This window comes from Streptomyces tendae (assembly GCF_008632955.1).
GTDB lineage: Bacteria > Actinomycetota > Actinomycetes > Streptomycetales > Streptomycetaceae > Streptomyces.
This window is the reverse complement of the sequence record NZ_CP043959.1, coordinates 1624988-1640632: the sequence shown is the minus strand read 5'-3', so window position 1 is coordinate 1640632 and position 15645 is coordinate 1624988. Positions and strand designations below refer to the sequence as shown.

At 71.8% G+C, this 15645-nt stretch carries 10 protein-coding genes and 2 pseudogenes; 8 read left to right on the top strand and 4 right to left on the bottom strand.

Annotation, left to right across the window (positions count from 1 at the left end):
* Positions 1-6: 6 nt before the first annotated feature.
* From dapB to rpsO, 4 genes are all read right to left on the bottom strand, one after another.
* A complete protein-coding gene (gene dapB / locus F3L20_RS07720) occupies positions 7-759 on the bottom strand; it encodes a 4-hydroxy-tetrahydrodipicolinate reductase (protein ID WP_150153289.1) in 753 nt (250 codons plus the stop codon).
* 35 nt (positions 760-794) lie between these two features.
* Complete coding sequence (locus F3L20_RS07715; RefSeq protein WP_150153287.1) at positions 795-2174, bottom strand: M16 family metallopeptidase; 1380 nt, start codon at positions 2172-2174, stop codon at positions 795-797.
* Positions 2171-4402 (bottom strand): polyribonucleotide nucleotidyltransferase, encoded by a 2232-nt coding sequence (locus F3L20_RS07710; protein WP_145829841.1) that lies wholly within the window; start codon positions 4400-4402, stop codon positions 2171-2173. Before F3L20_RS07710 ends, F3L20_RS07715 begins: the two co-directional genes overlap by 4 nt.
* 357 nt (positions 4403-4759) lie before the next feature.
* The gene (gene rpsO, locus F3L20_RS07705; protein ID WP_006130415.1) at positions 4760-5047 is read right to left on the bottom strand and encodes a 30S ribosomal protein S15; all 288 of its coding nucleotides are present in this window, start codon (positions 5045-5047) and stop codon (positions 4760-4762) included.
* 267 nt (positions 5048-5314) lie between these two features.
* Here rpsO and F3L20_RS07700 point away from each other — a divergent pair, with 267 nt between their 5' ends.
* The 8 genes and pseudogenes from F3L20_RS07700 to F3L20_RS07665 all read left to right on the top strand — a co-directional run bounded on the left by F3L20_RS07700 (position 5315) and on the right by F3L20_RS07665 (position 15609).
* Positions 5315-5614, top strand: coding sequence for a DUF397 domain-containing protein (locus F3L20_RS07700; protein ID WP_150153285.1), 300 nt, complete (start codon positions 5315-5317; stop codon positions 5612-5614).
* Between the two features lie 274 nt (positions 5615-5888).
* Positions 5889-5993 (top strand): annotated as a pseudogene (locus tag F3L20_RS35555) (hypothetical protein); the annotation flags it as partial.
* A 420-nt stretch (positions 5994-6413) separates the two neighbouring features.
* Positions 6414-9442: pseudogene (locus tag F3L20_RS34265) on the top strand (AAA family ATPase).
* A gap of 277 nt (positions 9443-9719) precedes the next feature.
* On the top strand, positions 9720-11582 hold the full coding sequence (locus tag F3L20_RS07685) for an ABC transporter substrate-binding protein (RefSeq protein ID WP_150153279.1): 1863 nt from the start codon (positions 9720-9722) through the stop codon (positions 11580-11582).
* Positions 11583-11598: 16 nt separating this feature from the next.
* The gene (locus tag F3L20_RS07680; RefSeq protein ID WP_150153277.1) at positions 11599-12684 is read left to right on the top strand and encodes an ABC transporter permease; all 1086 of its coding nucleotides are present in this window, start codon (positions 11599-11601) and stop codon (positions 12682-12684) included.
* Complete coding sequence (locus F3L20_RS07675) at positions 12681-13604, top strand: ABC transporter permease (protein WP_150153275.1); 924 nt, start codon at positions 12681-12683, stop codon at positions 13602-13604. Before F3L20_RS07680 ends, F3L20_RS07675 begins: the two co-directional genes overlap by 4 nt.
* A complete protein-coding gene (locus tag F3L20_RS07670; protein WP_150153273.1) occupies positions 13601-14611 on the top strand; it encodes an ABC transporter ATP-binding protein in 1011 nt (336 codons plus the stop codon). The genes F3L20_RS07675 and F3L20_RS07670 overlap by 4 nt, the downstream gene beginning before the upstream one ends.
* Positions 14608-15609: an ABC transporter ATP-binding protein gene (locus tag F3L20_RS07665; protein ID WP_150153271.1), complete on the top strand. Its 1002-nt coding sequence runs from the start codon at positions 14608-14610 to the stop codon at positions 15607-15609. Before F3L20_RS07670 ends, F3L20_RS07665 begins: the two co-directional genes overlap by 4 nt.
* Positions 15610-15645: the final 36 nt, after the last annotated feature.

Below are 15645 nucleotides of genomic sequence, written 5' to 3'. Positions count from 1 at the left end.
ACCGGCTCAGTTCAGGTCGAGGAAGTGTTCCAGGCCGAAGGTCAGGCCCGGAGTGGTCACCACGCGGCGGACGCCGAGCAGGATGCCCGGCATGAAGCTGCTGTGGTGCAGGGAGTCGTGGCGGACGGTGAGGGTCTCGCCCTCGGCGCCGAGCAGGACCTCCTGGTGGGCGAGGAGACCACGCAGCCGGACGGCGTGCACCGGGATGCCGTCGACGTCCGCGCCGCGGGCGCCGTCGAGGGCGTTGGCCGTGGCGTCGGGCGCGGGGGCGCTGCCGGCCTGGCGGCGGGCCTCGGCGATCAGCTGGGCGGTGCGCGTGGCGGTGCCGCTGGGGGCGTCCACCTTGTTGGGGTGGTGCAGCTCCACGACCTCGACGGACTCGAAGTACGGGGCGGCGATCTGGGCGAACTTCATGGTCAGCACGGCGCCGATGGAGAAGTTCGGGGCGATGAGCACGCCCGTCTCCGGGGACTGGTCGAGCCAGCTCCCCAGCTGCGCGAGGCGGTCGTCGGTCCAGCCGGTGGTGCCGACCACCGCGTGGATGCCGTGGCGCACGCAGAAGTCGAGGTTGCCCATGACCGAGGCGGGAGTGGTCAGCTCCACGGCGACCTGGGCGCCGGTCTCGGCGAGGGTCTCCAGCTTGTCGCCCCGGCCGAGGGCGGCGACCAGTTCCATGTCCTCGGCGGCCTCGACCGCCCGCACCGCCTCGGAGCCGATGCGGCCCTTGGCACCGAGGACCGCCACGCGCAGCTTGCTCATGTTCGTTGTTCCTTACCGGGTGTGTTCCGGGTGGGTCAGGCGACGGCGTCGTGCAGCCGGGACGCCTGCTTGTCCTTCAGCGGGCCGATGACCGACAACGAGGGCCGCCGTCCCAGGATGTCCCGGGCGACCGAGCGGACGTCGTCCGGGGTGACCGAGGCTATCCGGGCCAGCATGTCGTCGACCGACATCTGCTCGCCCCAGCACAGCTCACTCTTGCCGATACGGTTCATCAGCGCGCCGGTGTCCTCGAGGCCGAGGACGGTGGAACCCCTGAGCTGGCCGATGGCGCGATCGATCTCGTCGTCGGGCAGTCCGTGCTCGGCGACCTGGTCGAGCTCGTCGCGGCAGATCTTCAGCACGTCGTGCACCTGCGAGGGCCGGCAGCCCGCGTAGACGCCGAACAGGCCGCAGTCGGCGAAGCCGGAGGTGTACGAGTACACGCTGTAGGCCAGGCCGCGCTTCTCGCGGACCTCCTGGAACAGCCGGGAGGACATGCCGCCGCCGAGGGCGGTGTTGAGCACGCCGAGCGCCCAGCGCCGCTCGTCGGTGCGGGCCAGGCCCGGCATGCCGAGCACGACGTGGGCCTGCTCCGTCCTGCGGCCGATCAGCTCGACGCGGCCGGCGGTGCGCAGCGCGCGCCGGCCGCCGCGCGGGGCGATCGGCTCGGCCGCGGGGTCCTTGAAGGCCCCGGCCTTCTCGAAGGCGGCGCGCACCTGGCGGACGACCTTGTCGTGGTCGACGTTGCCGGCGCAGGCGACCACGAGGTGCGTGGGGTCGTAGTGCTTCTTGTAGAAGCGGCGGATGCGGTCGGCGGTGAGGGCGTTGACGGTGTCGACCGTGCCGAGGACCGGGCGACCGAGCGGGTTGTCGCCGAACATGGTGTGCGCGAACAGGTCGTGCACGCAGTCGCCCGGGTCGTCCTCGGTCATCGCGATCTCTTCGAGGATGGCCCCGCGTTCGACGTCGACATCCTCCTCGCGGATCACCGAGCCGGTCAGCATGTCGCACACCACGTCGATGGCGAGCGGCAGGTCGGTGTCGAGCACACGCGCGTAGTAGCACGTGTACTCCTTGGCCGTGAACGCGTTCATCTCGCCACCGACGGCGTCGAGGGCGGAGGAGATGTCCAGCGCGGAACGGGTGGCCGTGCCCTTGAAGAGCAGGTGCTCCAGGTAGTGGGTGGCGCCGTTGAGGGCGGGGGTCTCGTCGCGGGAGCCGACGTGCGCCCAGATGCCGAAGGTCGCCGAGCGGACCGAGGGCAGGGTCTCGGTGACGATGCGCAGGCCTCCGGGGAGGGTGGTCCTGCGGACCGTGCCGATGCCGTTCTCGCCCTTGATGAGGGTTTGGGTACGGGCGACGGCCCGCGCCTCCGAAGAGGTGCGGGCCGTCGCCTTGGAGCTCAGGGACGTCACTTGTCGGCGTCGTCCTTCTTGTCGTGGGAGTCGCTGTCGGACTCGGTCTCGCCCTCGATCACGGGGATCAGGGACAGCTTGCCGCGGGAGTCGATCTCGGCGATCTCGACCTGGACCTTCTGGCCCACACCGAGGACGTCCTCGACGTTCTCCACGCGCTTGCCGCCGGCCAGCTTGCGGATCTGCGAGATGTGCAGCAGACCGTCCTTGCCGGGCAGCAGGGAGACGAACGCACCGAAGGTGGTCGTCTTGACGACCGTACCCAGGTAGCGCTCGCCGACCTCGGGCATCGTCGGGTTGGCGATGCCGTTGATCGTGGCGCGGGCGGCCTCGGCGGCCGGGCCGTCGGCGGCACCGATGTAGATGGTGCCGTCGTCCTCGATCGTGATCTCGGCGCCGGTGTCCTCCTGGATCTGGTTGATCATCTTGCCCTTCGGGCCGATGACCTCACCGATCTTGTCGACCGGGATCTTCACGGTGATGATCCGCGGCGCGTTGGGGGACATCTCGTCCGGCGTGTCGATCGCTTCCATCATCACGTCGAGGATGTGGAGGCGGGCGTCGCGGGCCTGCTTGAGGGCCGCGGCCAGGACGGAGGCCGGGATGCCGTCCAGCTTGGTGTCGAGCTGGAGGGCGGTCACGAAGTCCTTGGTGCCGGCGACCTTGAAGTCCATGTCGCCGAAGGCGTCCTCCGCACCGAGGATGTCGGTGAGGGCGACGTAGTGCGTCTCGCCGTTGATCTCCTGGGAGATCAGGCCCATGGCGATACCGGCGACGGGGGCCTTCAGCGGCACACCGGCGTTCAGCAGCGACATGGTGGAGGCGCAGACCGAGCCCATGGACGTCGAGCCGTTGGAGCCGAGGGCCTCGGACACCTGACGGATCGCGTACGGGAACTCCTCGCGCGTCGGCAGCACCGGCACGATGGCGCGCTCGGCGAGGGCGCCGTGGCCGATCTCGCGGCGCTTGGGGGAGCCGACGCGGCCGGTCTCGCCGACGGAGTAGGGCGGGAAGTTGTAGTTGTGCATGTAGCGCTTGCGGGTCACCGGGGAGAGGGTGTCCAGCTGCTGCTCCATGCGGAGCATGTTGAGGGTGGTGACGCCCAGGATCTGGGTCTCGCCACGCTCGAACAGCGCGGAGCCGTGCACCCGCGGGATGGCCTCGACCTCGGCGGCCAGGGTGCGGATGTCGGTGACACCGCGGCCGTCGATGCGCTTCTTCTCCTTGATGACGCGCTCGCGGACCAGGGACTTGGTCAGCGCGCGGTACGCGGCGGAGATCTCCTTCTCGCGGCCCTCGAACTCCGGCAGGAGCTTCTCGGCGGCGAGACCCTTGACGCGGTCCAGCTCGGCCTCGCGGTCCTGCTTGCCGGCGATGGTGAGCGCCTGGGCCAGCTCGGGCTTGACCGCGGCGGTCAGCGCCTCGAGGACGTCGTCCTGGTAGTCCAGGAAGATCGGGAACTCACCGGTCGGCTTGGCGGCCTTGGCGGCGAGGTCGGCCTGGGCCTTGCAGAGCACCTTGATGAAGGGCTTCGCGGCGTCCAGACCGGCGGCGACGACCTCCTCGGTGGGCGCCTCGGCGCCGCCCTCGACCAGCTTGACGGTCTTGTCGGTGGCCTCGGCCTCGACCATCATGATCGCGACGTCGCCGTCCTCCAGGACGCGGCCCGCGACGACCATGTCGAAGACGGCGTCCTCGAGCTCGGTGTGCGTCGGGAACGCGACCCACTGGCCGCGGATCAGCGCGACGCGGACGCCGCCGATCGGGCCGGAGAAGGGCAGGCCGGCCAGCTGCGTGGACGCGGAGGCGGCGTTGATCGCCACGACGTCGTACAGGTGGTCGGGGTTGAGCGCCATGATCGTGGCGACGACCTGGATCTCGTTGCGCAGGCCCTTCTTGAAGGACGGGCGCAGCGGGCGGTCGATCAGGCGGCAGGTGAGGATGGCGTCCTCGGAGGGGCGGCCCTCACGGCGGAAGAACGAGCCGGGGATCTTGCCGGCCGCGTACATCCGCTCCTCGACGTCCACCGTGAGGGGGAAGAAGTCGAGCTGGTCCTTGGGGTTCTTGGAAGCGGTGGTGGCCGACAGCACCATGGTGTCGTCGTCCAGGTACGCCACGGCGGAGCCGGCGGCCTGCTTGGCCAGGCGGCCCGTCTCGAAGCGGATGGTGCGGGTGCCGAAGGAGCCGTTGTCGATGACGGCCTCGGCGTAGTGGGTCTCGTTCTCCACCAGCGTTTTCTCCGTTACTTGTCGTCTTTTGTCCCGTTCGCCCGTGTGGCGAGGGGACGGGCGGAGAAGCGCTCCACTGGCGCGGGCCGGTCTTCGATCGAAGCACCCGGGGTTCACTCTCCCGGGGGCCACTACCGAGGACCGGCGGCGGCGAGGTGCGCTTCCCCTCGTTCGGGGGACGTCGGGTGACGTCCCTGTGTGATGTCCGCTGATCGCCTACCCGATGCGACGCGGCTCATCACGCTGAGTCGTAGTTACTGCGTTGTGCTACCACACTACAAAGCCGTGGTGACAGTCCGCACGTACAGCAAAGGGAGCGGCCCCCTTGTCCCAGGGAACCGCTCCCTCCACGGCGTCTTACTTGGCGCCCGCCGCACCGCGGCGGATGCCGAGGCGCTCGACCAGCGCACGGAAGCGCTGGATGTCCTTCTTGGCGAGGTACTGCAGCAGCCGGCGGCGCTGACCGACGAGGATCAGCAGACCACGGCGGGAGTGGTGGTCGTGCTTGTGGGTCTTCAGGTGCTCCGTCAGGTCGGAGATCCGACGGGACAGCAGAGCGACCTGGACCTCGGGGGAGCCGGTGTCACCCTCCTTGGTGCCGAACTCGGAGATGATCTGCTTCTTCACTGCGGCGTCGAGCGACACGCGTACTCCTCGTGATTCTGTGGTGGCCACCGAGTGCCCCCGGTCTGCGTCTCGGGGGGTCTTCCATGACTCGGAAGGCGGGGATCCGCTGGGCGCGGCCTCCAGAGCGAAAGGCTCCGGGGGTGCGTACACAAACGGCCATCGCCCAGAGTACCAGGTGGTGACGGGCGCTTTTCCCCCGGTCCGGAGAACCCGCCAGGAGGGAAGAGGCAGGCCACTAGGGTGAGCGCTCGGATCGATCGTACGTCGGGAAGGGGTCGCTGGGGCATGGCGGAGACGGCTGAGGAGATCAAGGCACGCAAGGAGCGGGAGAAGAACGAGCTCTACGCCCTCGACATCTCCGGCGTCGAGTGGCACGGCGCTCCGGGCACGGAGGAGCACGAGGAGCGGGTGGAGATCGCGTACCTGCCCGGCGGCGCCGTGGCCATGCGGTCCTCCCTCGACCCCGGGACGGTGCTGCGGTACACCGCGGCCGAGTGGGAGGCGTTCGTGCTGGGCGCGCGGGACGGCGAGTTCGACCTGGAGCCGGCGGAGGGCGGCGAGGGGACCGCTGCCGCCGCCGGGTAGTCGTGTGGAGATATGGAAACGGGCGGTGCGCGTGCGTGCCGCCCGTTTGCCGTGTCTGCCGACGAGCTGAGCGTGTTTGCCCTGTACGTAGCGATTCCGTACGGCTGTTGACCGTGTCGCCGCGCGTGGGGCGCCCGCCGGGGTGGGGGGAACGGGGCTGACGGGGCGGGGTACCTGGTGATTAGGCTGGTGCCCGGTACGCCGTCAGAACCCGTTCAACGGGCGTGGGCGTCCTACGGGGAGGGCAGATGGTCGCCCCCAGCACGGCACGAGGGTGCTCGACCAATCAGGAGGAACTGTGAGCAGCGATCGGGACGGTACGCACGGGAGCTGGGCGACCCCCGGCGATGGCCAGCCCGACGCGGAGTCCGCCGTCGAGACGACGGGCGAGTTCACCATCGACTACGCGCCGCCGGCCTGGTACACGCAGAACGCCTCGGAGGGCAGCGCTTCGGGGACGTCGCCGTCCGGTTCGTCGTCGGACGCGTCGCAGGCCGGGGGGACGCCTTCCGCTGGTTCCTCCGGTTCCCCTGGTGCCCTTGGTACGCCTGGTACGTCGTCGGCGCCGTCGGCTCCCTCCGGCAGGCCCGTTCCTCCGCTGCCGGGACTGACTCCGCCGCCGCACGCCGTGGGAGCCTCAGGGCCGTCCGCCCTGCCGACGCCTCCGGCACCGGCTCCGGGAGCACCGTTCACGCCGCCCGCGCCTGCGCCCGCCCCGGGCGCCCCCTTCACACCCCCCGCTCCTGCGCCCGGTGCGCCGTTCACGCCTCCCCCGCCGCCGTCCGCGGGGCCGGTGGCCGTGCCCCGGCTTCCGGTGGGCAGCGGGTTCGAGCCGCAGCGGCCGGAACCTGAGGCGGACAAGGACGAGGAGCGGGATTCCGCTCCGTCCGGTGCGTCCGCTTCCCCGACGGCCGTGCCGAGCATGCCGGTCGGTCAGGTCCCGTCGCAGTCGCCCGAGCCGCAGACCGCCCCGGCGCCCGCGGAGCCGTCGGACGGCCTCGGCCTCGACAACGGCGACTTGGAGAGCGGGGCCACGATTCGTTTCTCCGCTGCCGCGTTGAAGCGGGAGATCGCCGAGCGCGAGGCCGCCGAGACGACAGCGGCGGACTCCGAGACGGAGGACGTGGAGGCCGAGGGGTCGTCAGAGAGCTTTGTCGCAAAGGGCGTCGGCCAGATGGAAGAGGCCGGGAACACCCCTGCCGAGGCCGGCCTCGATGCGGACTCCTTCGGTCCGGCGGATACCGAAGCCGTCAAGGACGACGCGGCGACCGAGGAGGACGACGAGTCCCCTGTGGCCGGCGTCCGGGACGACACCGCGGAGGAGCAGCCGGAGACCGCGCCCGAGGACACCGTGCCGTCCGACGACGTGCCGGTGGACGAGAACGTGCCGACGGCGGACGAGGCAACGACGGCGGAAGACGAGCCCGCCGACGCCGCACCGGTGAGCGCCGAGGCGGAACAGGACGACGAGGCGAAGGTCGACGCCGAGCCGGAGGACGAGGTTCCCGCCGGGGCGGACGACCGGGCCGACGAGCCCGAGGACGCCGTCCCGGGGCCGGTCGACGCGGTTCCGCCTGCCGCGCCCGTCGCCGTGCCGCAGGTGCCCTCTGCCCCGCCCGCGTACCCCACCGCCCCACCGTCGGCCGGTGACTGGTCCGCGCAGCCAACGACGCCGCAGGGTGGTGTGCCCGCACAGCAGCCTCCGTTCCAGCCGCAGGCGCCGCAGCCCGCGCCCGCCGCCTGGAACCCCCCGCCGGTTCCCCCGGCCCAGCCGGCCCCGGCGGCACAGCAACCGCAGGCGCCGAATCCGCCCGCTCCGCCGGCCGGTTACGGCTTCCCCCAGCCGGTGCGCCCGCCCAGCCGCCGGCGCAGCCGGGTGCGCCCGAGCCGCAGGCCGGGTACGGGTTCCCGCCCGCCTCACCGGTACCGCAGCAGGCCCAGCCCCCGGCTCCCCCCGCGCCCGCACCGGAACAGCCGCAGGCACCGAACCCGCCCGCATCGCCTGCCGGTTACGGCTTCCCGCACGCCCAGCAGCCCGCGCCCCAAGCCGGTTACGGGTTCCCCCAGCAGGGCGCCCCGGCCCAGCCTCCCGCACAGCCGCAGCCTCAGCCGGGTGCGCCCGCACCCCAGGCCGGGTACGGATTCCCGCCCGCCGCACCCGAACCGCAGCAGGCCCGGCCCCCGGCTCCGCCCGCACCGGAACAGCCGCAGGCACCGAACCCGCCCGCGCCGCCCGCCGGTTACGGCTTCCCGCACGGTGCCCGGCGCCCGCTCCGGTGTCCCCACTCCCCGGCGCAGCCGAGCGGTTACGGCTTCCCCCAGCAGCCGCAGCACCAGCAGCCCGCCACGCCCGGACAGCCGCAGCCGCCTCAGCAGCCGCACCCCGGTGTCCCGCAGCAGGCGCAGCCCCCGCAGCAGCCCGTCGATCCGCGGACCGGGACGGCCTGGCCGCAGCCCGTACAGCACGACCAGCGGCAGCCCACCAACCCTGGTGCCGCGCCGCTCGGTTACACGGCCGCCGTCGAGCTGTCGTCGGACCGGCTGCTCAACAGCAAGAAGCAGAAGGCGAAGAGCAGCCGTCCCGCGTCCGGCGGGTCGCGGTTCAAGCTGGGCGGGAAGAAGGAGGAGGCCGAGCGGCAGCGGAAGCTGGAGCTGATCCGCACGCCGGTGCTGTCCTGCTACCGCATCGCGGTCATCAGCCTCAAGGGCGGCGTCGGCAAGACGACCACCACCACGGCTCTCGGCTCCACGCTCGCCACCGAGCGGCAGGACAAGATCCTCGCGATCGACGCCAACCCGGACGCCGGCACGCTCGGCCGCCGCGTGCGGCGCGAGACCGGGGCCACCATCCGTGACCTGGTACAGGCGATCCCGTACCTCAACTCGTACATGGACATCCGGCGGTTCACGTCGCAGGCGCCCTCCGGTCTGGAGATCATCGCCAACGACGTCGATCCGGCCGTGTCCACGACGTTCAACGACGAGGACTACCGGCGCGCGATCGACGTGCTCGGCAAGCAGTACCCGATCATCCTCACCGACTCCGGCACCGGTCTGCTGTACTCCGCCATGCGCGGGGTGCTGGACCTGGCCGACCAGTTGATCATCATCTCCACGCCGTCCGTGGACGGCGCGAGCAGCGCCAGCACGACGCTGGACTGGCTGTCGGCGCACGGGTACGCGGACCTCGTGTCCCGGTCCCTCACCGTCATCTCCGGCGTGCGCGAGACCGGGAAGATGATCAAGGTCGAAGACATCGTGGCGCACTTCGAGACGCGCTGCCGGGGCGTGCTCGTCGTCCCGTTCGACGAGCACCTGGCCGCCGGTGCCGAGGTGGACCTCGACATGATGCGGCCGAAGGTGCGGGAGGCGTACTTCAACCTCGCGGCGCTGGTGGCCGAGGACTTCGTGCGGCACCAGCAGTCGCACGGACTGTGGACGTCCGACGGCAACCCGCCGCCGGTCGCCGCGCCGCCCCTGCCGGGGCAGGCGGTCCCCGGGCAGCCGATTCCCGGACAGCCCGCGCCTGGTCAGGGCGCCCCGGGTCCGTACGTGCCGGGCCAGGCCGTCCCCGGCCGGCCCGCCCCGGGTCCGTACCCGCAGCAGCCCCACCAGCCGTACCAGGGCCAGCCGTACGCCCACCCCGGACAGCAGGGCCACCCGGGGCACCCGGGGCAGCCCCCCGCCCAGCCCGGGCAGCCGCCCGCGCAGCCCCCCGCCCCGCAGGGACACCCCCAGGCTCAGCCGGCGCAGCCCTATCCGCAGGCGCCGGATCAGCCGTATCCCCCGCAGCCGGGGCACCCCGGGCATTCCGGCCCGCAGCAGTAGGGCCGGCGCCCCGGACGACCGCGCCCTCACGTGACAGCGGCCCCCTTCGAGGGGCCGCTTTCGCGTGCGTGGCCGAAAAGCGCCGTCAGCCGCTGGCCAGCAACGCGTCAGTGGTCTCGACCAATGGGTGCAAACTTTGCGTCAACTCGCCGTTTCCGCAGGCCACATGGGGTGTCCGCGCCGTTGACGCCCGCAGGAGCCGCTGATAGACACACTCATCACTCATCTGATCAACCCCGTCCTTCCCGTGCGAGTGATGACGCGAGGTCTGCGACCCATGGACACGAACGATCAGTACGGCGGTCACCACCGCACAGCCGGCCGGGCCCGGCTCGTCGTGGCGGCCGGTGCCGCGGCGCTCGCGCTCAGCGCCGGGTTCGCCACTCCGCTCAATCCCGCCCCGCAGCAGGCCCGCGCGGCCGACGACGGCGGCAGCACACTGACCGTGGCGGTGGCACAGAGCGTCGACTCGCTCAGCCCCTTCCTCGCGGTGCGGCTGCTCAGCACGAGCATCCACCGGCTCACCTACGAGTACCTCACCAACTACGACCCGGAGGACAACCACGTCATCCCGGGTCTGGCCACCAAGTGGGAGTCGTCGCCCGACAAGCTGACCTGGACGTACACCATCCGTTCGAACTCCACGTGGTCGGACGGGAAGAAGGCCACCGCCGAGGACGCGGCCTGGACGTTCAACACGATGATGACGGACTCCGGCGCGGCCACCGCGAACGGCAGCTTCGTCGCCAACTTCGAGAAGGTGACCGCTCCCAGCCCCACCCAGCTGGTCATCAAGCTGAAGAAGCCGCAGGCCACCATGACGGCGCTGGACGTGCCGATCGTGCCCAAGCACGTGTGGGAGAAGGTCGACGACTTCTCGAAGTTCAACAACGACAAGGACTTTCCGCTGGTCGGCAACGGGCCGTTCGTGCTCACCGACTACAAGCCGGACAGCTACGTGCGTCTGAAGGCGAACAAGGACTTCTGGCGTGGGGCGCCCAAGTTCGACGAGCTGGTCTTCCGCTACTACAAGGACCAGGACGCGGCGGTGTCGGCGCTGCGCAAGGGCGAGGTGTCGTTCGTCGCGGGCTCGCCGTCCCTCACGCCCGCCCAGGCGGACTCGCTGAAGGGCGAGAAGAACATCAAGGTCAACGACGCGCCGGGGCGCCGCTTCTACGCGCTGGCCACCAACCCGGGCGCGCGGACGAGGAGCGGCGAGAAGATGGGTGACGGTCACCCCTCGCTGCTCGACCAGCGGGTGCGCAACGCGCTGTTCCGGGCGGTGGACCGCAAGACCGTCATCGACAAGGTGTTCCAGGGTCACGCCGTGGAGGGCGCCGGTTACATCCCGCCGCGCTACGCGCAGTACTTCTGGGAGCCGGAGGCCGGGCAGGAGCTGGCGTACGACCCGAAGGAGGCGGCGCGGCTCCTCGACGAGGCCGGTCTGAAGCTCAACAGCGCGGGCAAGCGCGTCGGCAAGGACGGCAAACCGGTCGTCTACCGGGTGCTGTGCCACGCGACCGACCCGAACGACAAGGCGATCGGGCAGTACCTCCAGGAGTGGTGGGGCGACCTCGGTATCGGGGTCACGCTCAACTGCCTGGACAACGTGACCGATCCCTGGCTCGCCGGTGAGTACGACCTGGCGTTCGACGGCTGGTCGGTCAACCCGGACCCCGACTTCGTGCTCTCCATCCACACCTGCGCGGCGCTGCCCGCGACGCCGGAGGAGACCGGTGCGACCGACAACTTCATCTGCGACGGGACCTACGACGAGCTGTACGACCGGCAGCTCGCCGAGTACGACCCGGCCAAGCGGGCCGCCCTCGTCAAGCAGATGGAGTCGCGGCTGTACGACCTCGGGTACATGAACGTCATGGCGTACCCGAACGCCGTCGAGGCGTACCGCACGGACCAGATCGAGTCGATCACCACGATGCCGGCGGCGGCGGGCAACATCTACGGCCAGGACGGTTACTGGAGCTGGTGGTCGGCGGTGCCGGCGGACTCGGCCGACGGCGGGGGCGACTCGTCGTCGACCGGCGTGGTGATCGGGATCGTCGCGGGGGTCGTCGTCCTCGCCGGACTGGGCGTGTTCGTCGCGCTGCGGCGGCGGGCCACGGCCGAGGACCGCGAGTAGGCGGCGAACGGCACCCATGACCTCCGACGCACCCTCCGCATCCGTCGGCGGGACCACGGGGGCGGCGGCCGGTCCGGTGAAGGACGGGCCGGCCGCCTCCCGTGGGCCTCGCCAAGGCGGTCTCACCGGCGCCTATCCGCGGTACCTCGCGGGCAAGCTGGCCGGCGCGGCCGTGTCCCTGTTCGCCGTCCTCGTCACCAGCTTCTTCCTGTTCCGGCTGATCCCCGGCGACCCGGTGAAGTTCATGACCGGTGGCCGTCAGGTCTCGGCCGAGCAACTGGCCGTCTACCGCGAGCAGTTCGGCCTGGACCTGCCGTTGTGGCAGCAGTTCACCGACTACTGCGGCAAGGCGCTCACCGGTGACCTGGGCACCTCGTACCAGTTCAACGCGCCCGTGCTGGACAAGATCACGGAGGCGCTGCCGAACACCCTGCTGCTCACCGGCACCGCCTTCGTGATCTACACGGTGCTCGGCATCGTCCTCGGTACCCGCTCGGCGTGGCGGCACGGGCGGCTCGGCGACCGGGTGAACACCGGCCTGGCGCTGACCCTGTACTCGCTGCCGTCGTTCTGGCTGGGGCTGTTGCTGATCATCACGCTGTCGGTGGGGATCGGGCCGGTGCCCGGTCTGTTCCCGACCGGGGGCATGGAGTCGGGCGGCGAGGAGGGCTTCGCGTACGTGCTGGACGTGGCGCACCACCTGGTGCTGCCGGTGCTGACGCTGGTGGCCGTGGAGTACGGGCAGACGCTGCTGGTGACGCGGTCGGCGCTGCTGGACGAGATGGGCAGCGACTACCTGACCACGGCACGGGCCAAGGGTCTGCGCGACGACCTCGTACGGCGGCGTCACGCGGTGCCCAACGCGCTGCTGCCGACCGTCACCCTGATCTTCATCAACCTCGGCCGGACGGTGGCCGGCGTCATCCTGGTGGAGACGGTGTTCTCCTGGCCGGGGCTGGGCGGGCTGTTCTACCAGGCCCTCAGCGTGCCCGATCTGCCGCTGGTGCAGGGACTGTTCTTCGTGTTCGCCGCCGCGGTGATCGTGATGAACACGCTGGCCGACCTGATCTATCCGCTGTTCGATCCCCGGGTGGGCCGATGACGACGGAGAAGACCCCGCGGGTGCGGGACGCGGGCCCGCGGGCCATGGCGTGGCAGCGGCGCCGGGCCTCGGCCGCGCGGTTCTGGCGGCAGTACCGCACGCACCGGGCCGGGCTGTTCGGCCTGGGCGTCCTCACGCTGTTCGTGCTGCTGGCGCTGACCGCGCCGCTGCTGGTCGGTTCGGACGTCGCCGACGTGACCGACGCGCCGGGCGCCCCGCTGGAGGACCCGAGCGCCGAACTGCCCTTCGGGGCGGACCGGTTCGGGCGCGATCTGTTCGGCCTGGTGATCTGGGGCGCGCGGGTGTCGCTGCTGGTGGGGCTGCTCGCGGCGGTGCTGTCGGTCCTGATCGGCACGGTGATCGGGGTGACGTCGGGGCACTTCGGGGGGTGGTTCGCCACGGTGATCATGCGGATCACCGACTGGTTCCTGGTCATGCCGACCCTGGTGCTGGCGATCGCCCTGGCCACCGTGATGTCCCGCTCGCTGCTGACGATCGTCGTGGCGATCGGGGTGACGACCTGGCCGACGACGGCCCGCCTGGTGCGGGCGCAGACGCTGGCCGTGGAGACACGGCCGTACATCGAGCGGGCACGGGCGCTCGGCGGCGGGCACTGGCACGTCATGAGCCGGCACGTGCTGCCCAACGTGATGCCGCTGGTGCTCGCCCAGACGACGCTGATCATCTCCTCGGCCATCCTGGCGGAGGCCACCCTGGCGTTCCTGGGGCTCGGCGATCCGACGGTCGTCTCGTGGGGCGGACTGCTGCAGGACGCCCGGGAGGCGGGGGCGATCAGTGCCGGGCACTGGTGGTATCTGGTGCCGCCGGGCATCGCCATCGCCATGGTGGCGCTGGCGTTCACGCTCTGCGGGCGGGCCGTGGAGTCCGTCCTCAACCCCAGGCTGGGGGTGTCCCGTTGAGTCTGCTGGACGTCAGAGGGCTGACGGTCACGTACCCGGGCGGCGCGGCCGCGGTGCGCGGGGTGGACCTGCGCCTGGAGGCGGGCCGCAAGCTGGGCATCGCCGGGGAGTCGGGCTGCGGCAAGTCCACCCTCGCGCTGGCGCTGCTGCGCCTGCTGCCCGCGGGGACGCAGGTCGGCGGCGAGATCCTGCTGGACGGCGAGGACGTACTGGCCATGAAGTGGGGCCGGGTACGGGCGGTCCGCTGGGCCGGCGCGTCCATCGTGTTCCAGGGCGCGATGCACAGCCTGAACCCGGTGCGCCGCATCGGCGACCAGATCGCCGAGCCGATCCTCCTGCACCGCAGGGCCACCGCGGCCGGGGCCCGGAAGCGGACCGGGGAGCTCCTCGAACACGTCGGTCTGCCGGCCGCCCGCGCGTCGGCCTACCCGCACGAGCTGTCCGGCGGGCAGCGGCAGCGCGTGATGATCGCGATGGCGCTGGCCTGCGACCCGCGGCTGATCATCGCCGACGAGCCGACGACCGCGCTGGACGTGATGATCCAGGCGCAGATCCTGCGCCTGATCGAGCAACTGGTCGCGGACCAGGACGTCGGCCTGATCATGATCAGCCACGATCTGGCGGTCCTCGCCGGCACCTGCGACCGGCTCACGGTGATGTACGCGGGCCGGGTGATCGAGGAGGGCCCGGCGGGACAGGTCTACGAGGCCGCCCGCCACCCCTACGCCCAGGCGCTGTCGGCGGCGTTCCCGCGCATCGGTGACCCGGCGTCGCGCTTCGCGCCGCGCGGTCTGCCGGGCGACCCGCCGGACCCCACGGCGCTGCCGTCCGGCTGCGCCTTCCACCCGCGGTGCCCGGTGGCGCTGGACTCCTGCGCGACCGAGGACCAGCCGCTGCGGGACGCGGGTGCGGGCCGGCGTGCCGCGTGCGTGCGGGTGACCGACCGGGACGACGGCACGGCCGGCGGCCCGGACCCCCTGGAGGAAGCGAGGCCCAGCACCCCATGACCGGCTCCCCCCTGCTCAGCACCAGGGACGTGCACATCACCTTCCCGGGCCGGCACGGCGCCCCGGACGCCCGCGCCGTGGACGGTGTCGACCTGGACATCCGTCCCGGTGAGATCGTCGCCCTGGTCGGCGAGTCCGGCTGCGGCAAGACCACCCTGGCCCGCGCCCTGCTGGGGCTGGTCGAACCCACGACCGGCCGGGTGACCTTCGACGGGCAACCGCTGCGGTACTCCGGCCGCTCCCTGAAGGCGTACCGGCGACGCGTCCAGCTGGTGCTGCAGGACCCGAGCGGCTCGCTCAACCCGCGCCACACCGTGTACGACGCGGTGGCCGAGGGCCTGCGCATCCACGGCCACCGGGGGGACGAGCGGGCCGTGGTCGCGGACGCGTTGTCCCGGGCCGGACTGCGGCCCCCGGAGCGGTTCTTCCTGCGCTATCCGCACGAACTGTCCGGCGGTCAGCGGCAGCGCGTGGTGATCGCGGGCGCGCTGGTGCTGGAGCCGGAACTCCTCGTCGCCGACGAGCCGGTGGCCTCGCTCGACGCGTCGGTGCGCGGGGAGATCCTGGCACTGTTGCTGCGGCTGCGCGACGAACTGGGCCTGTCCGCCCTGGTGGTCACGCACGACCTGGGGCTGGCCTGGAACATCGCCGACCGGGTGGCGGTGATGTACCTGGGGCGGATCGTGGAGACCGGCGCGGTGGAGCAGGTGCTCACGGCGCCACGGCACCCGTACACGCGGGCGCTGCTGTCCGTGCTCCCCGAAGCCTCCGGGGAGCCGGTGGTGCTCACCGGCGAGCCGCCGGACCCGGCCCGGATCCCCTCCGGCTGCCGCTTCCACGCGCGCTGCCAGGTGCTGGCGAGCGGCGAGGCCGAACGGGCGGGCGTGGCCCAGGCCTGCCGCACCACGGACCCGGGCGTCCCCGACGGCACCGGCACACCCCAGGTGGCCTGCCACTGGGCCCACGCGACGGAGGGCGAAGGGACGCCGAAGGGCTGACCGAACCAGGCCGCTCCCCCGACGGGACGGTGCCGG

Bases quoted from the DNA above. Each gene is read 5' to 3' on its own strand.
- dapB (WP_150153289.1), bottom strand. From the start codon at position 759: ATGAGCAAGCTGCGCGTGGCGGTCCTCGGTGCCAAGGGCCGCATCGGC.
- F3L20_RS07700 (WP_150153285.1), top strand. From the start codon at position 5,315: ATGGCGGAGACGGCTGAGGAGATCAAGGCACGCAAGGAGCGGGAGAAG.
- F3L20_RS07685 (WP_150153279.1), top strand. From the start codon at position 9,720: ATGGACACGAACGATCAGTACGGCGGTCACCACCGCACAGCCGGCCGG.
- F3L20_RS07680 (WP_150153277.1), top strand. From the start codon at position 11,599: ATGACCTCCGACGCACCCTCCGCATCCGTCGGCGGGACCACGGGGGCG.
- F3L20_RS07675 (WP_150153275.1), top strand. From the start codon at position 12,681: ATGACGACGGAGAAGACCCCGCGGGTGCGGGACGCGGGCCCGCGGGCC.
- F3L20_RS07665 (WP_150153271.1), top strand. From the start codon at position 14,608: ATGACCGGCTCCCCCCTGCTCAGCACCAGGGACGTGCACATCACCTTC.